Here is a 20081-nt window from a genome sequence, read left to right as displayed (position 1 = left end):
ATGACTCATCGTGACATTCGTCCATTCCTGTAGTGTCCTTGCCGTTGTTCGATAGTCCGCTTCACTAGCTAGTTCAGCTGTTTTCACTTCTACAAGGGAACTATAACGTTGGTAAGGGCGCAAATGCAAAAATTGATCTAAAGGATAATGAGATGTATCTTGATTTGGTGCTTGCATCAAGGTACGAGAAAACGGCACAGCTCCAAATGAAAAGTGGATCGTTCTATTATCTTGACGCACTCGTTTCCAGCCTTCTAGTATTTTTTCTTCCTCAATGACTCCATCTATTTCTTCGAATACCGCACCTAAGCAGTCCGTAATCAAAGCTTCTGTATACCGCTTAATCTCTTTTTCAGCTTCTATCATGTCATTGGTTTGCTTTATTATTTCTTTGAATTTTGATATAATCAGTTGCATAGGAGACCACCTCTTTTAGATTTTGTTAGCCTATTATCTAGTATAGAGGGTCTCCTTTTATTTTTCCATTTATATGGATAATTTTAGAAATTATCCTTTGAGAACTATTTTACACATACTTTTTGTTTATTCATGATCCCTTTATAAACTTTTCACAATGGTAATAAATTATTTGGACACAATAGATAAGAAGCTGGGACAGAATTATTTAATCATACTACAAACCGAACGATTCGTTAGAATCAGTTATGTTTGTATGCTTTTTATAATTACTTCGCTAAAACACTTCGCTTTCCGCAGGCAACGCTTCAACTAATTACAAAAGTTCAATTGAACTTTTGTAATGGATTTTCAGCTGTTGCTTTCCTGCAGGAGTCTACGTGTTTTTGCTGCGTAATTTATATCTCATTTTTTAATTGTTCGCCTTTAATATTGTTATGTCCAGAATAGTTTAGCACACAATATAGAATTGTAAGTACCATATCGTCTTTGCACCAAAGTACAGGAGACAAATAATATATGGGAAATATAAGAGAAGTTGTAAGAGATTTATGCGAATGCAAAGCACTATACATGAGGCATACGCATGTAGGAATCATATATACATGTTAGTGAGTATCCCACCGAAGTTAAACGTATTTCAATTTATGGGATATTTAGAAGGGAAAAGTAGTTTGATGATATTTGATCATCACGCCAATCTTAATTATAAATACGAAAATCGCAAGTTTTGGTTCCAGGGTTTCTACGTAGATACAATGGGTAGAAATAGAAGAAAATACAGGATCATATTAGGAAGCAGCTGAAAGAAGATTACATGACGGACCAATTAACAATATTCGAAGAGTTTGGTCCGTTTACAGGAAAAAAACGATAAACAATAAGGGGTTCTTTTAGAATCAGTGAGTGAATGTGGTGCAAGAGGGAGAACCTTTCGGTGGTCCTTTCAGGACGAGGCCAGTAAAAGAGGCTTTCAGCCGCAGAGAAAAGAGGCCGAGCACAAAAAATAGCACGAAAGTCCAACCAAATCATGGAGATGATATAAATAAATAGCCAAGTCAAAATACAAGACTCCTGCAGGAAAAGCAACAGCCGAAAATCCATTACAAAAGTTTTTATATAACTTTTGTAATTAGTTGAGGCGTTGCCTGCGGAAAGCGAAGTATTTTGACTTGGCATTAGTATAACATTCGGATTTTGTATTATGAAAATTAATTCTTTCCCAGTCTCTTTTAGTTTGATTATGAGTTCACTGTATATTGCTCATATAATTGTTCCATCTCTTCTACTTTTCTCATAACATTAGGCTCTATTTTTTCTACCGATCTAACTGCGTGCTCTAACGCTGTTTCATATTTAAACTCACGGAATAATTGCTCCGCTTCTAGTAGCTCTTTTGATAATTCAGGGTGTGAACGTCTGAATCGGTTGCCGTACTGGATAACAAGCTCGACAAGTCGCGCTTGATCTAAAATTAAATTGGTTTCTTTTGTGAAGGATGTTACCGATTTATTCGCTTCTTCCATACTGTGCCTTATTTTCCCCATGTCTAGAGGTTGTTTTTGCAATTGCTGTAAGACCGTTTCACATCTCGTTGTCGCTTCATCTAATGCATTTAAGATAAATGAAGGAACACCAGGAATATTGCTCTTTTCTAATTTCTTTTTGGATTCCGTTAATTGCCTTTTTAGTGAAACGATTTTATCTTTTGCTTCTAATTCATCTTTTCGCAATTCTTTTACTTGCTGATCGAAATCCTGATGAGAGTCCTCTAATTTATTACTTTCCTCTGATAATGTTTCTAATTTTTCCTTCAACTCGCCATATGTAACGGATTGCTCTTCATATGCTTCTCTACTTTGCTCATATTGATTTTTAAGTTTTTCTAGCCATTTTTCTAGACTTAAAAATAACTCTAAATCTGTCTTTTCCATATAATATGTTTTTTGGAGAAGCTCTATTTCTGCATTCGTTTTGATAATATTATCGTCTAGTTCTTCAAGCTTATGGAATGTCTTCGGTAATTGACTTTCTACAATGGATTTCGCCTTTGTTTCATGCTCCATTAGTTGAAACATCTCTTCGATTCTTTCTTCTATTTGTGTAAGTGATTCAGAGATAGCTTTAAATTCTCCATTTTCGAGTTCGCGCATCCCATCTTTTAACAGTTGTTTATATTGTCTAATTTCTTTATCAAATCCAAAAATCTCTACCTTAAAGCCGTCTTCTTGCATTTCCTTCATTGCAATAGCTAAGTCATTTAACTGTTTTGGTATCGTTTGTCGACATTGCTTATAAATTTCAGGGAACGTTTCGATTTTTTCTTCGATTTCATTCGTCTGTTTTTCAATTGCTTCCATTTGTTCTTGAGCTTCAAGATAATTCCCTTCATCTATCTCTTCGCCAATTGCTTCTAAGTCCTTATTAGCTTTTGAAAGCTCTGTTTCAAATACAACTTCCGCACTGCCATAAAGTGTACGATTTTGTAATAGATATTTTTTTAATTCGCTTATTCTTGGTACTAGCTCTTCCATCTTACTTTTTGCATATTTTTCAGAATCTAATAAGTGGTCAAGCTCTTCAAACATTGTCTTAATGTTATCTTCAATGGACTGAAGTGTATTTTCAACGTGCTGAATATCCTTCTTTGCTGTGTTGAAACGGAATCTATCCGCCGCTTCTTCCGCGTCCAACAAATACTCTTCGATATCCGGTAAATCTACTGTAATGATAACGTCCCAGCTATCTTTCCAGCTTTCAAATTTCTCCTGTGTTTGACCAGAAAGCTTTAAGTTTTTAACTTTAGAAAGTTGTGTTGTTACGTTTCGATTCATAATATCCATTTTCCATTCTTCCATCTGGTCAACTTGATCATATACACGTTTTCGTAAAATTAAACCAATAATTAATAACACTACAATGATAAGAATAATCCCAATAATAACTTCAACCATTGTAAAAGAAGCCTCCTCTAAACACCCGTCCAATAATCTATAAAAGGGCATTAAAAACCCAATTTGTATGTAATATGTAAATTATTTAAATTCATCATACCACGTTTAGCCCAGTTTTGGCGAAGAATTTCATGCTTTTTGTCTTATTTTTTGGAATTTTGTTTTGGAAGTCAGGTTGATTGTATCTGTTAAAGAAATATTGTATGATAAATTAAATCAAAACCTATAAAATGTAAATACGAGAGGAGCTTTTCAAATGTTTGAAACCGAAAGCTATGTAGGCTCTAAAGAGAAGAATTATCCAATTGTTATTAAGCAACTAGAGGCATTAATTGAAGATGAGACAGATACGATTGCTAATCTCTCTAATGCTTCTGCTTTATTAAATCAATTTTTAGATAAAATTAATTGGGTTGGCTTCTATATATGGAAGGAAGACGAATTAGTTCTAGGACCTTTCCAAGGACTTCCAGCATGCGTTAGAATTAAAAGTGGTCGCGGAGTATGTGGAACTGCTTTTCAGGATAAAGAAACACAGGTTGTTCCAGATGTGCATGCATTCCCTGGCCATATTGCCTGTGATGCAGCTAGTCAGTCAGAAATAGTTGTACCTATCTTTAAAGATGGTGAAGTATACGGAGTTCTAGATATTGATAGTCCTATTAAAGACCGCTTTGATGAAGTGGATAAGAAATATTTAGAAGAATTCGTTCGTACTTTAGAAAAATATATCTAAATGTACGAAAAGCGTAAGTGACTTGTTCACCCCCGACAAGCTTAAGTAAGGCTTATCGGGGGTTTTTATCTACTATTAATAGCTATCTAAATCATAAGTCTTTTTTAAAATTGCCATAAAGGCTTTAATTAGGATTTTAAGGTTGACTTTAAGAGCTGGACCTCATATAATGGACTTTGTGTAAAAAAGGTAGCCTATGTGAACCGCCGGCTGACCATTTTATTCCTCTAAAAGAGGTGTATCGCGTAACTCTCTGCTACTAGGGCGAGGATGCATGAAAATAAAATGGCTGACGATCACGGACCACAACTGTCTTATTTATGCAAATTCATATATAAAGGAGAAGATGTACAATGGCTCGCTATACAGGACCTGTATGGAAGAAGTCTCGTCGTCTTGGTATCTCATTAACAGGTACAGGCAAGGAGCTTGAGAAACGTCCTTACGCTCCAGGACAACACGGACCAAACCAAAGACGTAAACTATCTGAATATGGTTTACAGCTTCAAGAAAAACAAAAGCTTCGTTTTATGTACGGATTAAACGAACGTCAATTCCTAAACTTGTTTAACAGAGCAAGTAAAATCAAAGGTATCCATGGTGAAAACTTCATGATTTTACTAGAGTCTCGCTTAGATAACCTTGTTTATCGTTTAGGTCTTGCGCGTACTCGTGCTCAAGCACGTCAGCTTGTTAACCACGGTCATATCTTAGTAGATGGAAGTCGCGTAGATATCCCATCTTACCAAGTAAAACCTGGTAACGTAATTAGCGTTCGTGAGAAATCACAAAAATTAGATATTATTGCAGATGCAATCGAAGCAAACAACTTTGTACCTGAATATTTATCTTTCGACGCTGACAAATTAGAAGGTACATTCACTCGCTTACCTGAGCGCTCTGAATTACCAGCTGAAATTAACGAAGCACTTATCGTTGAGTTCTACTCTCGTTAATCGAGATAGCCGAATATGCAACGAACAAAAAGCCTTTGAAACTTTGATTATTCATTGTTTCAAGGCTTTTTTTATTTATTTGGAATTTGTAATACTAAGTAAAAAATCTGAGATTATAAACAGGAATCAGATAATATAATAATTTAGGGATAATTAAAAAATCTAATTGTTTTCAACTTGCGAACACTTACCAATAATTGTATAATTTTAAAAATAAACAATGGTTATTTGTTTATTAGTGGAAAAATCCCAATAAAAGAGGTGTGTAATGAAAAGATTACTATTTTTAACTTTTTTATTAACTTTAATTTTGGGTATCACCACTGCTTTATTTGCAAGCAGTGATATTGCTAAAAAGGAACAATTGGTTTTACTTGAGAATTATGAACAGTATGTAAAGGAGAATCAGATGGAAAGTATAGAAATTCATCAACAACGTGATTATATTTTTTCTTTGTATCAAAAAACTGAAAATAACAATATAGGTATAGTAGAATATTTCCCTGAAAAGCAAACAATAGTAGAAGTTGAGAATAATCCAGAATTAGTTTTTATCTCAATGAAGGGTAAGGCTCATAATTACATAGGACTGAAATTCAACCAATATGCTGAAGATATTGGATCTGTTAAGATCAAAATTCAGAATAACGATATAACATTTGATGTTAATAGAATAAATGAGGATGGCTTTACAGATACTTATTTAACAATAGTAGAATTTGATCCAGATAAAATTGAGGAAATTACACTTTTCGATAAAAATAATCAAAAATTAAACACGATTTCTAGATAAATTTTAACTGATTATTTCCCCTTTGGCACCAGCAAATGAGGACCTTCATGAAACTCCCCTTTTCTTTACCAATAACATAATTAGGCTTTCAGAGAATGGAAAGAATTCAAATCCTCCGATTCGTTTTAAATGGGCATGCTAATAAGTTTAAAAGAGGCAAGGTTACCTGTTACAATTATAGATGGTTGTTTTTGTTGTAATAATAGAGAGGTGAATACATTGACAAAACGTATTCCATTAAACGTATTGGATCTAATTGGAATATCAGAAGGACAAACGATAAAAGAAGCATTGGAACAAGCTTTAGAATCAGCAAAATTATTAGATAAATTAGGATATAAGCGACTTTGGTTTGCAGAGCATCATAACACAATATCATTGGCGTCCATGGCAACATCCAATATCATTGGTCTTGCTGCACAGGTAACGGAAAATATTCGGATCGGGTCCGGAGGGATTATGCTCCCTAACCATTCTCCTTTACAAGTCGCTGAGAGTTTTGGCACTATTGCCCAATTACATCCTGATCGAATCGATCTTGGACTAGGCCGAGCACCGGGAACTGACGCGCAGACGGCACAATTGATTACTCGCTCATCTGCGGATCCACAATCGTTTGCAAATTCCATTCTTGATCTCATTGGATGGTTCAGTGATAAAGGATTAGCACATAGTGTCCCTGTCACCTCCAATGTTGGTACAGGCACAAATATACCAATCTGGGTGTTAGGTTCCAGTATGCAAGGAGCCTCGATTGCTGGTCAATTGGGATTACCTTATTCCATTGCCACGCATTTTACTCCAGACGATTTCAAAGCGAAAATTGACCAGTATCGTTCGTCATTCAAAACGACATCACCAACTGCACAAATTGACAAACCGTATGTCATGGCTGGTATTAATGTCGTTGTTGCACCAACGGATGAAGAAGCAGAGCGAATTTGGACGACAACACAGCAATTCTTAATGGATATGCTCACTGGTAAAAAACGTTTACTACAGCCACCTGTGGATCCTGAAGAATTAGGAACCGAGCAAGATAGGAAAAAAATCGATTCGATGTTCAGTATCAAAGCAGTTGGATCTCCAGAAACGGTCCGTAAGAAGTTAGAAGATTTTACAGAGCAAACTGGAGCCGATGAACTAATTGTAGTGACCTACACGTATGATCCAGAAGATCGAAAGCGATCCATGGAAATGCTAGCGGATCTTTGGTTCTAGAAAAAGAAATTAATATGTACGTTAAAAAGACAGTGGTTGATAGACCATTGTTTTTTATGCTTACACATACACTTTAACAAGGACTCGTACATCTAAACGTATGAATCTCCCAAAAAAGTACAAAGGCAATAGCGATATTTTCTGGCAGTTTTTGGACGTCTAAGTCATGAATTTCGACAACTTATACACTTCCCTTGCTTCTTATTACAAGATTAGTAGAATGAATAGGAGTACTAGTATGATAACAGCATAGAAATGGAGTGGAGTTTAAATTTGGCGGAAAGAAAAATGGATCAAATGCTTCATATCCGAACGACAGGCCTTAGAGAGTGGCGTACACATACAGATGATTACAACAGATATGAGGCAACACCTTATGAAGCACTTAAAAAGCTAGTTAAGTTTTATAAATTTAGGCAGGGTGATCAAGTTGTCGATTTCGGTAGCGGGAGAGGCAGAGTCCCCTTTTATATTCATCATCATTTTAATATACCTGTCACAGGGGTAGAATTGAATGAGGTGACTTATGAAGAAGCACTCTATAATAAAGCTCTTTATAGGCAAAAAAACAAACACCTAAAGTCACCTATTCGATTTGAATTTGGACTTGCGGAAAACTATCAGATTCAGCCAGAAGACAATGTCTTTTACTTTTTCAATCCGTTTTCTTTAACGATATTCAAACGAGTCGTACATAATATTTTGCACTCTGTTCAAGAGAAAAAGCGTACTGTGGACATTATCCTCTATTACCCGCTCCCCGAATTTAAAAAGTTTCTAAAAAAAGAAACCCCCTTTAAGAAGATTAACAAAATTAAAGCATATAGCGACCATGGTAAATACGGAAAGTTTTTAATATTTCGATGTTCACCAAATAAAGTTTGAAAATATTCTAAATGAACTGGACCAATCCTTGTATTGGACAGTTCAATTTTTTTCGTGAAGGCGTTCTATTGCGAGTCGAGGATGTTCTATCGCGAGTGGTGGCGTTCTATCCAGAGTCAATGGTGCTCTATCGCTAGTGAAGGTGTTCTATCCAGAGTCGAGGGTACTCTATCGCTAGTGAAAGTGTTCTATCATGATTGGTCTCAGTCTATTAAAAAAGGCACCCATTTGTACTGCATCCCTTAAGTTAGATTTTGGTCTAACTTAAGGAGTGCACATCTTTTGGGTACCTAATATTTCGAATTTGATAAAATAAATTGCCGCGGGTTTGTTTCATAAACTTAAACGATGTATGCCCTACCTACTCATACATCCTTACAACCCCTAAGTTGATCCAGTGTGAATAAGATTTAAAAAATAATTTATTTAAAGTGTATTCGATAACTAAACAATTATAACATACTCACTTATTAATGTAAATAATAATTATATAGTTAGCTTTTTTAATTATTAACATACATACTGCGTAACAGTCATCTGGAATTTCGGATAGTTGTCCAGCATTCATACCGAATTTATTCCTAGAAGAACTCAACCCTCTTATACATCTATATTTTACATCCCAAATACTACTGCATTTAATGATCGGGTTTCTACTGTCAATGTTGTAGAAGCAAGTAATCGTTGGTAGTATTCTATTGTCACTGTGTATGTGTGTTGTCCTAAAAGAGCCTCATTATCAAACCAAGTGTTCGGAAGTATAATTCTACTAACAGTTGCTTGTGGATTACCAGTTCTTGATTTCGCATTCGTATACGTTTGAGTTGCCAATAATACTCCGTCTCTCCTTAATCGAACGCGCCCCCCGTAATCCAAATTGTTATTTCCCGCTGTAAAAGCAAATGCTAGTTGGAGAGCGTAGTCTAACTTTACATTTTGTAAATTAAAAGTCGTTGTGACTGGAAGTGATAAAACGGTAGTTTCGATACCAGCACCAAACGGAATGGCTAGAGTACCTTCTGTTTGAGTGAAAAAAGGTTGACTTGGATTTATAGATGACGACGACGTTGAACCACAACAACAGTTTCCGATAATTATCTCTCCTTTCGAAGGAGGATAGTTGTCCATTTTCTCGTTAGTAGCATTCCTTATTAATAAAACTAATAAGGAATGTACCGAATTATTTTATTCACCCAATCATGTTTCATAATGAACGGTTAAACAATATTTTCCGATTGCTGCGTCGGTGTCTACTGTTACAGTTGCAATGTTATCAAACGTTTGAGAAATAGTGTTACCTTGAGGAATCGTTAATGCAGTCGTATCCCCACCAGTATCTGTTATAGTTGCTGTAATTTCATCAGGAGTTCCTCTGTCATAATAAATACTTACGGTACCCGAGACGAATAAATTATCCTCACTTGTATACATAGTTAAAGGTACAGCAGCTGTCGTAGTATTAAAGTTACCACAAATTTCATCGTTTATATAAGGACGATCAGGACAACATCCTCCACACATAGTATCTCTCCCTCCATCTAATCTATTGGAATTACGTTCATCAAGTAAAGTATGAACATTCACAACTATTATATGGATATAGTCAATTTTGGAGTGAGCACTTGTCCTAAATTAGTGTGAAATTTCCATTCAACCAGTGTCTGGGAGAGTTGGACAAGCTAACATTTCGATAACTTTATTTTCTACCATTTGGAGCTGTTGACAGAATTCAAGCATTACATTGATTTTTTCACCTTTATTCGTATAGTATACGCTACATTGCACATCGGAAATTTGGCACTTTATGAAGGAACCAACCGGTGCATATAAAAGAAAATCTTCCTCCACTTGAAAAGGAATCGTATCTATTTTAAATTCTCTATCATTCTCTACGACTCTTATTGTAATGAATCCTTTAAGTAACACTTGTACTTTCTGAAGATAAGTGGTTGTATTATGAGAAACACTAACTTTCACTGTTTTCCTGTTCGGGGTTTGAATAAGTTCCATACAACGTAATGACTTTACTGGGTTTCCATCTTTATCTGATAAATAACAAATTAATTCGCCTGTTGCAGGATTAGCATAACCGTGACTGAGACGATATTGTATTGTTAAGGAGTACTTTCCAATAGAAAATGCATTGGAGGTCCCGTCACCTCTTACCTCCAGTGTTTTTAAGTTAGTTATACTTAATGTGAGTGTCTCACCTTTTAAAATGGTGTGTTCTTTGCGTTGATTAATAATGACAACAATCGGTTGATGACCCCATCTATGGTAAACTGTTACGTTTCCAGAAACAGATAAAGGACCTTTAACATGCCATAGTAGTGTCTTCTTATCACCTTGAAGACGGATATTTCCACAAATCTTATCTGTAACCAACTCATCACATGCTAATGTTTTCGACAGATGAATTATTGTCTGTTTACTAATCCAATCTAGAACGTTCCATGCAGTAAAACAATGTGGTTGGTGGGCTGTATTGTTCATAGTGCAACGCTTCCTTTTTGTATAAAAGTATGTAAAATCACTTCATCATATCATCGTATTTACTTGTAGAGGATGGCGCTGAACAAATCTTAATTAAATTTATTATAGCGCCATCTTCGTTATAGTTATCATTTATCTGGAATCAACGCAAAAATCTCGTTCTAATGGATTTTTGTCTGCTCCTTCTATTTGATGTAGACGTTCCCTGAATCCGACGTGGCTTTAAAGAGTGGCTCGAACCACATCCACAACCCGATTGTTGAACCTTTTGAGCTTCTATACGCTCATTGCTCATACTCTTCCCCCCTCTACCTGTAACTACATTCAGTATATGTATGACACGTAATAAACGTACTCTATAAATTTGTCCAAAAAACCTTCAAAAAATGAGATTGTAGGATTTTCGTACAGTCAACAATATCACCTTGGGAATATAGTATAAAAGTGAATAATTTGAGTAGGGGTGATTGTGTGGTAAGTATTAGCTTATGTATGATAGTAAAAAATGAAGAGGAAGTTTTGGCCCGTTGTCTAGATTCGGTTCATGACCTTGTTGATGAAATAAACATTATAGATACTGGCTCGGAAGATAAGACTGTTGAAATTGCTAAACAATACACAGACCGAGTATTCTTCTTCGAATGGACGGGAAAATTTAAAGACGCGAGAAATGAATCGTTCCGCCATGCAACAAAGGATTATATATTTTATCTAGATGCCGATGATGTGTTATTAGAAGAAGACCGGGAAAAATTTAAAGAGTTAAAGAAAACGTTGGACCCCAATGTAGATTCTGTTTCGATGTACTACAATGCAGGAACCGACGAGTTTGGCAATGTCACCTTACAATACCGAAGAAATCGCTTAATAAAAAGATCACGTAATTTCAAATGGAAAGGCGACGTTCATAACTACCTTGAAGTATATGGACATATTATAAATTCTGACGTAGCGATTACCCATAAAAAAACAAAGCATGCAGTTGGAAGAAACTTATCAATCTATCAAACAAAAATAGATAACGGTGATGAATTTACACCAAGAGATCATTTTTATTATGGGAATGAATTGCGAGAGAATGGCCATTATGAAAAAGCCATCGAAAGCTACACAAAAAATATAAATCGACAAGATGGTTGGATCGAGGATAAAGTATATGCTTGTATCAATCGTGCTGATTGCTACCGAATGATTGGTGACACGACAAATGAATTAGCTTCATTGATGGAATCTTTTCGTTTTTCAATAACACCACGTCCAGAGACTTGCAGTCGTATAGGCTATCATTTTCATGATAAAAAAGAATGGAAACCGGCTATTTTTTGGTATGAGTTAGCTACTCAACTTGAAAATGATCCGAATAAGTGGAGCTTCACGTATCCAGCTTATGCTACATGGTACCCACATCTCCAATTATGTGTGTGTTACTATCAGCTAAAAGATTACCAAAAATCTTATGAACACAATGAACAGGCAAGAAAATATCGACCAGAAGATGAACGGATTCTAGCTAATAAAGAGTTACTTGAAGGAAAATTGAACATCAAGTAACTTCTAAATCCCCACTATGTTCCGGCAAAAATAAAGGCAGCTTCTTCTGATTAACACCAAAAGAATAACTGCCTTTTTTCTCTTCACTATATTGGAAATGCTGCGAGCCGCTCTATCCATCTACTCGTTCCTGAAGTAGCTCAGTTATTTCTTTTCTAAATTGTTTGTTCTTACGTTCTAGTACAGTGATTTTCTCGATAATTTTATCTGCTTCATGAAAATCATTTGTCACCGTTGTAACTTTTTTTTCATTCGAATCTGTTAATCTCGCTACTTCTTCACTACTTGTATGAAAAGGATTTTTATTATCTTCATTCGTTAATTGAAGGTACAACAGAAGAGAAACCATGTTATTCTGTTTCATAGAAATAGTGGTTTTTCCATCTTGACTTGATATGATAGATTCACTATTACTTAATTCTTCCTCAAGCATCTTAATTACCATACGCTCCATTAATTCTTTTATTTTCTGGTTCATTATCGTCCCTCCTTATCAACCAGAAATATTAATATAATTCATAGCAGCGATACCTTCTTGTTTTCCTTCATAGTAAAGAAAACCGTCAACATTAACTGTAGCACCAAACGGTAAAATGATTTGGAAGTTTTGAAAGGAAAGTTGTTCGTTCGGTAGAATCTCCTCTGTCTGAACTGGTCTTAAATAATAATGTGTTACTGGGTCAAAATTCTTTAACTCTATACGTTCCCACTCAAAGTTATACATTTGCTGTGATTTATTAGGTATACTGTATTTTCCTAAGAATTGAAATTCATCGTCTGTGGTTATTTTTAGAAGGATGGTCGGAGATAAAACAGGAGCGGATGACACATTTTTTACATGAAAGTTACCAATAATCAATCGGGAAGCATCTTGTTCGTAATCCATCACAACTGAATGACTGAAATAGCAAAAAACAGTACCTTCATCAGATGCTCTACTTGTTATTTTATTCGAATTTTTTATTCGTTCTTTTATGTATGTTTGTGTTTGGTCTAGGTCGTTTTCCAATTGTGCAAGCTTTGCCATTATTTCCGCGTGAGTAGCCATAGTAAGACCTCCTTATAAATATTTAAAGAGGGAATATACTCCCCTCTTTAAATATATGCAGCAATAATGGAAAGTATTAATTATCGAAGCGTCGATGTTCTCCTGGAAAAACAACTGGGCATTGTCTTGGTACAGCCGGTGTGTGGCATTGCTCTGCAAGAATCTCTCTTGGGTGGCAAAAATCAGCCTCTACTTCTACTGTAACGTTGGTAAATGTTTGAACACTCTGGCATAAATTCAACATAATATCAAGCGTTACATCCGCCGGTGGTGTACCGATACAGTTGATACGTACACTTCCTTCTAAATCTGAAAAACGTACTACTAAATCCGTTCCTTCAGGTGCACATAAATAAATGGATTCTGGAACCTCAATTTCGATTGGGTTAGTGCGAGCAACAAATGGATCTGAACCATTCAATCCACTGAACTCCACTACAACATAAATGGTCTTTAGGAATGTAACTTTCTGTAGTGTTACTCTTCTACCGTCGATGATAAAGCTTCGGTCTTGTCTGTCAGCTACCTCTTCTACGTCAATAATTCCATTTGGCGACAATGGGTCTCCTACCGCATCGGTTAAAAGAATATCTGTATTCACATTAGTAGCTGTACAAAGTGTTAGGTCGTTAAAGCCAGGATCTGTGAAAGTTGGATTTACAGTCTCTCTAATATTTGCTTGTAATATAACCCAATCATAAACTTTATCAGCATTGATACATAAGATTTCGGGGTTTTTTCTTCCCTTTAGGTTTTGGATATCGCTCATATCAGTCTACTCCTCCATAAAAGTATATTTTACTCTCTAACAACGTATGTAAATTGAGTCATATATGCTACCAAAAAAACGGAATTCTTGGCATCTATAACGAAATTAGGCGTTTGTGCTAAGTAATGTAACCAATTTAGATCTGATTTCATACACTTACTTATATACAATTCATTTGCATGATAATACGGCATTCGGATGATATATGAAAGGAGTTATTTTAAATGAATGATGATAGTAAGGTAAATCGAAGTCAAGAGAATATACCTAATTTAACAAATGAACTACTATCTTCCGACCAAGAAACACACCAAGAAGAGAATTTAGAAATAGCCGAGTTAAAAAAACAAATCCATGAGTTAAAAGCATTAATAGAAATGCAAAAAGACGATTCAAGTCACTATAATACAACTGATCCAAATGACCAGAACAAAAAGCGAGATGTTGTTACATTCCGAGATATTCAAAGAGCTAGCAGCATTCACTCTGTCCCATCCTCCAACAAACGTCACAAAAACCAAATGTTTCATTATTATACATCTCATGAGGCCGAAGAGAATGAAAGAACATTACCGAGAAAACTAAAACAGCCATTGGAAGTTAGATATACAAATATGGAGAGTAAGACTAAAAAAAAGAAAAGATATTTACCTACAGAGGAGATAGATGATGCCAATACAGATAATTTTGAAAGATCTACTCACCCTACACAGGCGCAAAGCAATTTAGCTAATAAAACTTCTGAGGTAGCTTACAATACACCAGTACCAGAGCAGAATAACCGAACAATGGATGTTCAAGATAATCGAACGAACCATAACGCTGAAACGACTAGTATCACTCCAACACCGGAGCCGGATAATCTAACAATAGATGTTCAAGATAATCTAGCGAACCATAACGCTGAAACGACTAGTATCACTCCAACACCGAAGCAGGATAATCCAACAATAGATGCTCAAGATAATCGAACGAACCAGACCGTTGAAACGACTAGTATCACTCCAACACCGAAGCAGGATAACGCAACAATGGATGTTCAAGATAATCGAACGAACCATAACGCTGAAACGACTAATATCACTCCAACACCTGGGCTGGAAAACCCAACAATGGATGTTCAAGATAATCTAGCGAACCATAACGCTGAAACGACTAGTATCACTCCAACACCTGGGCTGGATAACCCAACAATGGATGTTCAAGATAATCCAGCAAACCATAACGGTGAAACAACTAATTCTACTCCAAATCCAGAGCAAGGCAATCAAACTAGTGATGTTACAGGACATTTTTCTGGGAGTAATACTGAGCAACATCGTTGTGTAGACACTGCAGAAAATAGTACGGCTAAAGTAGAGACGCAATATCAGCAGGACACTTCTTCTACTCTAACGTCAGATCAAAACTCTACACAGAATCCAGAAGTTGCGGATTCAACATTATCTAATGTAGAGCCGAACAATGAGTCTTTTCAAACGACTAGTGAGCCAAAACAGAAAGAACAGCCAGAGAACGATACGTTATCCAACACTTCCACTCAAATTAGTCATCCGAATAATGACGACAAAAAATCAGTATTCGGATACATTTGGAATAAAATTAAATAACCAATAGAACAAACAACAAAAACAATCATGACTAATTTTCATGCATGATTGTTTTTGTTGTGTATTTTTTCAATTATTCCTACACTATTAGAGCTTCCAAATCACTATATCATCCGGAAAAAGCTTTTCAGAGAGAATGCCTTTTAAATCCATAATAATTCCTTTTTCATTTGGAAGAATACGTTTAAGCCAATCTGTTTCTTTAAATTCTTGATGGGACACGGCCAATATAATAATTGGAGTACTCTTTAATTCATCCAAACGTTTAAAATCAACCAATTCATTATCATAGAATGGATTGCTTTCCACATGTGGATCACATACTTGCACTTGTAACCCAAGATTCACCAATTCATCTACTATCTCCAACGATTTAGAGTTCCTTATATCAGGGATATTTTCTTTAAATGTAATTCCTAGCACTGTTATCGGGGTCTCATGAAAATTGAATTTATGGGTAATCATTAATTTTATTAACGATTGAACAACATAGGTTGGCATCGAGTCGTTTAAATCCCTAGCTAACGATAACAGCTTGGGGTCATATCCTACCTCCCTTGACTTATAAATTAAATAATACGGATCCACTCCTATACAATGACCACCTACTAAACCAGGACTATATGGTGCGAAATTCCACTTAGTTTTTGAAGCATTTAATACTTCATACGTATCGATATCGAGTGCATTAAATATAAGGGAAAATTCATTCATTAGTGCAATATTAATATCGCGTTGGGTGTTTTCTACTATTTTCGAGGCTTCTGCTACTTTTATAGAAGGTGCTTTATAAACATTCGATGCCAAAACACTTTGATAAAATTCATAAATTTTTTGAAGCGCGTATTCGTTTTGCCCTGAAACTACCTTCACATTGTTTTTAAATGTATGCTCTTTGTCCCCCGGATTAATCCTCTCAGGTGAATAACCAACGTAAAAGTCTGTTCCTGCTTTCATTTGTGATTGGTGTTCTAATATTGGAAGACAAACCTCTTCTGTCGTACCTGGATAAACAGTAGATTCATATACAACAAATGCTCCTTTAGAAAGGTTTTTCCCTACAAGCTTAGATGCTTCTTCTAAATACGTTAAATCAGGCTCTTTATTATTTTTTACAGGGGTTGGAACAGCTACAATTATTAAATGACATTGAACTAACCTTGATTCATCGTTCGTAAATTCTATATTTGCCGAATTTAATATATCCGGTGAAATTTCACCAGTTCGATCCACCGATTTTTGTAATTCTTGTATTCTATTTAAATCAACATCAAATCCAATAATAGGATACTTTTCGGAAAAACCAATAGCGACTGGTAGCCCAACATAACCTAGTCCAACAACACCAATAGTAGGAGGATTTTTCTGAGTTGTGTCACCAATGGACACTTGATTAGAATCTGTCATCATCATTTTCCTCTCAAGAAAGTAATCTATTATTGTATATGCTCTATTAGATGTCTTGTTACATGTGGTGTAGGAAGTGATAAATAAATAGACGCTTATACGAAGGACAATAGTTTATATAGTTAAATTCATGATAGGTATGTGCCGTCAATATAAACAACTTAATGAATATGCTATCGAGAATATTATTGTTTTAGAAAGAAGAGGTGGGTACGTATGATTCCTATCAGCGATCCTAAAAGTCAGTTTGAAACCATAATTGATTCGATAGTTACGAACCTTAAGGATGTAATACTTAGTGGTAAGTATATTCTTGGTCCCAATGTTAAGAAACTTGAAGAGAAAATTGCAGATAGGTTAGGCGTCACCGATGCTGTTGCTGTGGCTAATGGAACGGATGCGTTAATTCTAACATTAGCTGCTTTCGGCATAAAAGAGGGCGATGAGGTAATTACTACACCATTTTCATTTTTTGCAACTGCAGAAGCAATTACTAGAGTAGGCGCCACGCCTGTTTTTGCCGATGTCAATGAAGAAACGTTTAATATTGAGCCAACTGAAATTGAAAAGAAGATATCACGAAGAACAACGGCAATAATTCCTGTTCATCTTTTCGGTCAACCTGCCATGATGGATGAGATTAACGCCATAGCAAAGAAGTATGATCTTTACGTAATCGAAGATGCATGCCAAGCATTTGGAGCAACCTATAAAAGTCAGCCTGTAGGTAGCTTAGGAGATGCTGCATGTTTTTCGTTTTTTCCGACTAAAAACTTTAGCACTATGGGAGACGGTGGAATAGTAACTACCTCCAATCAAAAACTTGCAGAAAAAATCAGAAAACTACGTGTTCATGGTAGCCAAACGAAATATCATCATGATGAGATTGGCTATAATAGCCGTCTTGATGAAATTCATGCAGCCATTTTGTTAACCTCCCTACCCTATCTAGACGAATGGAATCGTTCACGGATTACTCTAGCCAACCGTTATAAAAATAAATTAAACCATTTGGATTTTATTAAACTACCTAGTATGCATAATGATGGCTCTCATGTATTCCATCTCTTTTCACTGGCTACTGATTATCGAACAGAAATAATTAAGCATTTACAAGCAGAAGGTATCCAGACCGGAGTTTATTACCCACGATGTATACATTTACAAAACGCTTATCGAAATCTCGATTACAAAGAAGGAGATTTTCCTATTGCTGAAGCCCTTTCTAAGAAGTTATTCTCTATCCCCCTTTATCCAGGCCTAACGATTCAAGATCAAGATAAAGTAATAACCGCTCTGAAGCATTTCAAGGTGAATAACAATGATTAATGTCGGACTAATAGGATGTGGTTATATTTCAAAAAAGCATATAGATACGATTACACAATTTAATTCTTATCGCTTAGTTGCTGTGAGTGATATTCAAACCGACAGAATGGAAAATACAGTCCAACATTACAACGAAAATAAAAAGGAACCTACAAACATTTCTCAATACAAAAACCATAAAGATTTACTGCTTGACCCACAAGTTGATGTAGTAATTATTGCTGTCGTTTCAGGACTGCACGCAGCAATAGCAAAGCAAGCTCTGTTGCTCGATAAGCATGTAATTATTGAAAAACCATTGGCATTGTCGTTGAAGGAAGTAAATGAGTTAATTACTTTAGCGACAGCCAATCAAAAATTGATTCTCGTATGTCATCAACTTCGCTATCACCCTCTTTTAAGGGAAATCAAATCTCTTATTGATAAAAAAGTTTTAGGCGAGCTCTATCTAGGTTCTGTAGATATACGAATAAACAGAAACGAAACGTATTATACTTCAGCAAATTGGCGAGGTACTTGGGACCTTGATGGCGGTATGTTAATCAATCAAGGAATCCATCTAGTTGATTTACTCACTTGGTATTTTGGAGATGTTTCTTCTGTTTATGGTGAAATTTCTACAAGAAACACAAGAAAAGCAACAGAGGATATAGCAACGGGTATCATTTCATTTGTAAATGGAGCAAAGGGAGTAGTTGAAGCAAATACGATTACAAAACCAGAGAATCTCGGTTATTATTTATCTATTTTTGGTGAAAAAGGATCTATCTGTATTGGTGGAAAGAAGCTACCTACTGTACAGCATTGTCATGTCGACAACCAACCTAACATAGAAGCAAAATTAAAGAAGCTTAGTAATACTGCAGGCGAACATTATTTAATGTATGAAAACTTTTTAAACACTCTTCTAGATAAGGAGAAGCTCCTAATGACAGGGGAAGCGGGGAAAAAATCATTGGAAACCATTTTCGCCTTATATAAATCGCACCAACAAAAATCACCTACTTATTTACCCTTGCTCTATTTCTCAACAAGTGACATGAATGACAATACGAATAATGAGAAAGGAGGGAATTTATGATTCACCCTTCCGTACAAATTGGGAAAAATGTAGAGATTGGAAAGTATACGATCATCGAAGATAATGTAATTATCGGTGACAATGTTTCCATTGGACACCACACTGTAATTAAAAAAGATACTATTATTGGTAATAATGTTTTTATTGGGAATTCTGTTACGTTAGGTAAATCTCCCTCTTCTAATAAAAAAATGGCTAGAAAACCACGTTTAGATTTGCCTCCACTAATCATAAAAGATGATGTTAAAATTGCTGATCAATGTGTCATCTATCAGGATGTCCTACTGATGGAGGGAGTATTTATTGGGGATGCAGCTAGTATTCGCGAAAATGTAGAAATCGGAAAAGATACTATTATAGGTAGGAATGTGATGATTGAGAATAACACCCATATAGGCGAAAAGGTAACCATTCAAACAAACTCTTATATCACAGCAGACATGATTATTGAAGATTTAGTTTTCATTGGACCATGCTTCTCTTCTTCCAATGATAAGTATATGGGGAAAGGAAATTATCCTTATCAAGGACCTATCTTAAATAAAGGTTGTAAAATCGGAAGCAATGCAACCCTCTTGCCAGGGGTAGTTGTTGGAACTGATGCTGTTGTAGGAGCCGGATCTGTAGTAACTAAGGATGTTGGAGATGGCGTAACAGTGGTCGGAAATCCAGCAAAAAAAATAAACAAACAATGATTGTTCTAAATTAATCTAATCAATCTATTATTAATAGTCATTTACCTAGAGTATCAGAATTAGTAGTAAATCATAGTGAAAATAATGCATTTGCCGTTACCGTTCTCTATCAAAAGAATATTAATAGTAGAGATAG

20 protein-coding genes and 1 pseudogene are annotated in these 20081 nt (G+C 35.6%); 11 read left to right on the top strand and 10 right to left on the bottom strand.

Going from position 1 to position 20081, the window contains the following annotated elements; translation table 11 throughout:
• Positions 1-417: UPF0236 family transposase-like protein (locus GGQ92_RS12495; protein ID WP_184249390.1), on the bottom strand; the 417-nt coding region annotated here is incomplete at its 3' end.
• A gap of 463 nt (positions 418-880) precedes the next feature.
• Between GGQ92_RS12495 and tnpA the strand changes: the two are divergent.
• Positions 881-1294: pseudogene (tnpA, locus tag GGQ92_RS12490) on the top strand (IS200/IS605 family transposase).
• A gap of 364 nt (positions 1295-1658) precedes the next feature.
• Here the strand turns inward: tnpA and ezrA are convergent.
• Positions 1659-3371, bottom strand: a complete 1713-nt coding sequence (gene ezrA / locus GGQ92_RS12485) for a septation ring formation regulator EzrA (RefSeq protein ID WP_184249387.1) — start codon at positions 3369-3371, stop codon at positions 1659-1661.
• Between the two features lie 256 nt (positions 3372-3627).
• On the opposite strand from ezrA, the gene GGQ92_RS12480 reads away from it, so the two are divergent.
• From GGQ92_RS12480 to GGQ92_RS12460, 5 genes are all read left to right on the top strand, one after another.
• On the top strand, positions 3628-4107 hold the full coding sequence (locus tag GGQ92_RS12480) for a GAF domain-containing protein (RefSeq protein ID WP_184249384.1): 480 nt from the start codon (positions 3628-3630) through the stop codon (positions 4105-4107).
• Positions 4108-4460: 353 nt separating this feature from the next.
• A complete protein-coding gene (rpsD, locus tag GGQ92_RS12475) occupies positions 4461-5063 on the top strand; it encodes a 30S ribosomal protein S4 (protein WP_184249381.1) in 603 nt (200 codons plus the stop codon).
• A gap of 268 nt (positions 5064-5331) precedes the next feature.
• Positions 5332-5856, top strand: a complete 525-nt coding sequence (locus tag GGQ92_RS12470) for a hypothetical protein (protein ID WP_184249378.1) — start codon at positions 5332-5334, stop codon at positions 5854-5856.
• 210 nt (positions 5857-6066) lie between these two features.
• On the top strand, positions 6067-7077 hold the full coding sequence (locus tag GGQ92_RS12465) for an LLM class flavin-dependent oxidoreductase (protein ID WP_343068828.1): 1011 nt from the start codon (positions 6067-6069) through the stop codon (positions 7075-7077).
• A 273-nt stretch (positions 7078-7350) separates the two neighbouring features.
• A complete protein-coding gene (locus GGQ92_RS12460) occupies positions 7351-7962 on the top strand; it encodes a class I SAM-dependent methyltransferase (protein WP_246384427.1) in 612 nt (203 codons plus the stop codon).
• A 615-nt stretch (positions 7963-8577) separates the two neighbouring features.
• On the opposite strand, the gene GGQ92_RS12455 is transcribed toward GGQ92_RS12460, so the two are convergent.
• The 4 genes from GGQ92_RS12455 to GGQ92_RS12440 form a co-directional block, all read right to left on the bottom strand.
• Positions 8578-9090: a hypothetical protein gene (locus GGQ92_RS12455; RefSeq protein WP_184249373.1), complete on the bottom strand. Its 513-nt coding sequence runs from the start codon at positions 9088-9090 to the stop codon at positions 8578-8580.
• 69 nt (positions 9091-9159) lie between these two features.
• Positions 9160-9483, bottom strand: coding sequence for a DUF3992 domain-containing protein (locus tag GGQ92_RS12450; protein WP_184249371.1), 324 nt, complete (start codon positions 9481-9483; stop codon positions 9160-9162).
• Positions 9484-9612: 129 nt separating this feature from the next.
• Positions 9613-10455, bottom strand: coding sequence for an S-Ena type endospore appendage (locus GGQ92_RS12445; RefSeq protein WP_184249368.1), 843 nt, complete (start codon positions 10453-10455; stop codon positions 9613-9615).
• 142 nt (positions 10456-10597) lie between these two features.
• Positions 10598-10750, bottom strand: coding sequence for a hypothetical protein (locus GGQ92_RS12440; protein WP_184249365.1), 153 nt, complete (start codon positions 10748-10750; stop codon positions 10598-10600).
• A 176-nt stretch (positions 10751-10926) separates the two neighbouring features.
• Between GGQ92_RS12440 and GGQ92_RS12435 the strand changes: the two genes are divergently transcribed.
• A complete protein-coding gene (locus GGQ92_RS12435) occupies positions 10927-12006 on the top strand; it encodes a glycosyltransferase (RefSeq protein WP_184249362.1) in 1080 nt (359 codons plus the stop codon).
• A gap of 112 nt (positions 12007-12118) precedes the next feature.
• Here the strand turns inward: GGQ92_RS12435 and GGQ92_RS12430 are convergent, their stop codons facing one another.
• The 3 genes from GGQ92_RS12430 to GGQ92_RS12420 form a co-directional block, all read right to left on the bottom strand.
• Entirely contained in the window at positions 12119-12484 is a 366-nt protein-coding gene (locus tag GGQ92_RS12430; protein WP_184249361.1) for a hypothetical protein, read from the bottom strand.
• A gap of 15 nt (positions 12485-12499) precedes the next feature.
• Positions 12500-13054 carry a hypothetical protein gene (locus tag GGQ92_RS12425; protein WP_184249358.1) on the bottom strand — a complete coding sequence of 185 codons (555 nt, stop codon included), beginning with the start codon at positions 13052-13054 and terminating at the stop codon, positions 12500-12502.
• 76 nt (positions 13055-13130) lie between these two features.
• Entirely contained in the window at positions 13131-13823 is a 693-nt protein-coding gene (locus GGQ92_RS12420) for a BMQ_0737 family morphogenetic spore coat protein (RefSeq protein WP_184249355.1), read from the bottom strand.
• A 224-nt stretch (positions 13824-14047) separates the two neighbouring features.
• On the opposite strand from GGQ92_RS12420, the gene GGQ92_RS12415 reads away from it, so the two are divergent.
• Positions 14048-15433: a hypothetical protein gene (locus GGQ92_RS12415; protein WP_184249352.1), complete on the top strand. Its 1386-nt coding sequence runs from the start codon at positions 14048-14050 to the stop codon at positions 15431-15433.
• Positions 15434-15520: 87 nt separating this feature from the next.
• On the opposite strand, the gene GGQ92_RS12410 is transcribed toward GGQ92_RS12415, so the two are convergent.
• Positions 15521-16840 (bottom strand): nucleotide sugar dehydrogenase, encoded by a 1320-nt coding sequence (locus GGQ92_RS12410; RefSeq protein WP_184249349.1) that lies wholly within the window; start codon positions 16838-16840, stop codon positions 15521-15523.
• A gap of 216 nt (positions 16841-17056) precedes the next feature.
• Here GGQ92_RS12410 and GGQ92_RS12405 point away from each other — a divergent pair, with 216 nt between their 5' ends.
• From GGQ92_RS12405 to GGQ92_RS12395, 3 genes are read left to right on the top strand one after another with little or no spacing between them, the layout of a single operon-like run.
• Positions 17057-18169 carry a DegT/DnrJ/EryC1/StrS family aminotransferase gene (locus tag GGQ92_RS12405; RefSeq protein WP_184249346.1) on the top strand — a complete coding sequence of 371 codons (1113 nt, stop codon included), beginning with the start codon at positions 17057-17059 and terminating at the stop codon, positions 18167-18169.
• Positions 18162-19250, top strand: coding sequence for a Gfo/Idh/MocA family protein (locus GGQ92_RS12400; RefSeq protein WP_184249343.1), 1089 nt, complete (start codon positions 18162-18164; stop codon positions 19248-19250). The genes GGQ92_RS12405 and GGQ92_RS12400 overlap by 8 nt, the downstream gene beginning before the upstream one ends.
• Positions 19247-19945, top strand: a complete 699-nt coding sequence (locus tag GGQ92_RS12395) for an N-acetyltransferase (protein WP_184249340.1) — start codon at positions 19247-19249, stop codon at positions 19943-19945. The genes GGQ92_RS12400 and GGQ92_RS12395 overlap by 4 nt, the downstream gene beginning before the upstream one ends.
• The last annotated feature ends 136 nt before the right edge of the window (positions 19946-20081 follow it).

Origin of the sequence: Gracilibacillus halotolerans (genome assembly GCF_014206945.1) — a bacterium.
GTDB lineage: Bacteria > Bacillota > Bacilli > Bacillales > Amphibacillaceae > Gracilibacillus > Gracilibacillus halotolerans.
Note: the sequence above shows the minus strand (reverse complement) of the source record. Positions and strands in the feature narration are given on the sequence as shown.

Coding starts and splice junctions, on each gene's coding strand:
- GGQ92_RS12470 (WP_184249378.1), top strand. CDS start 5,332: ATGAAAAGATTACTATTTTTAACTTTTTTATTAACTTTAATTTTGGGT.
- GGQ92_RS12430 (WP_184249361.1), bottom strand. CDS start 12,484: ATGAACCAGAAAATAAAAGAATTAATGGAGCGTATGGTAATTAAGATG.
- GGQ92_RS12450 (WP_184249371.1), bottom strand. CDS start 9,483: ATGTGTGGAGGATGTTGTCCTGATCGTCCTTATATAAACGATGAAATT.
- GGQ92_RS12425 (WP_184249358.1), bottom strand. CDS start 13,054: ATGGCTACTCACGCGGAAATAATGGCAAAGCTTGCACAATTGGAAAAC.
- ezrA (WP_184249387.1), bottom strand. CDS start 3,371: ATGGTTGAAGTTATTATTGGGATTATTCTTATCATTGTAGTGTTATTA.
- rpsD (WP_184249381.1), top strand. CDS start 4,461: ATGGCTCGCTATACAGGACCTGTATGGAAGAAGTCTCGTCGTCTTGGT.
- GGQ92_RS12400 (WP_184249343.1), top strand. CDS start 18,162: ATGATTAATGTCGGACTAATAGGATGTGGTTATATTTCAAAAAAGCAT.
- GGQ92_RS12445 (WP_184249368.1), bottom strand. CDS start 10,455: ATGAACAATACAGCCCACCAACCACATTGTTTTACTGCATGGAACGTT.
- GGQ92_RS12405 (WP_184249346.1), top strand. CDS start 17,057: ATGATTCCTATCAGCGATCCTAAAAGTCAGTTTGAAACCATAATTGAT.
- GGQ92_RS12415 (WP_184249352.1), top strand. CDS start 14,048: ATGAATGATGATAGTAAGGTAAATCGAAGTCAAGAGAATATACCTAAT.
- GGQ92_RS12480 (WP_184249384.1), top strand. CDS start 3,628: ATGTTTGAAACCGAAAGCTATGTAGGCTCTAAAGAGAAGAATTATCCA.
- GGQ92_RS12420 (WP_184249355.1), bottom strand. CDS start 13,823: ATGAGCGATATCCAAAACCTAAAGGGAAGAAAAAACCCCGAAATCTTA.
- GGQ92_RS12410 (WP_184249349.1), bottom strand. CDS start 16,840: ATGACAGATTCTAATCAAGTGTCCATTGGTGACACAACTCAGAAAAAT.
- GGQ92_RS12440 (WP_184249365.1), bottom strand. CDS start 10,750: ATGAGCAATGAGCGTATAGAAGCTCAAAAGGTTCAACAATCGGGTTGT.
- GGQ92_RS12395 (WP_184249340.1), top strand. CDS start 19,247: ATGATTCACCCTTCCGTACAAATTGGGAAAAATGTAGAGATTGGAAAG.
- GGQ92_RS12455 (WP_184249373.1), bottom strand. CDS start 9,090: ATGGACAACTATCCTCCTTCGAAAGGAGAGATAATTATCGGAAACTGT.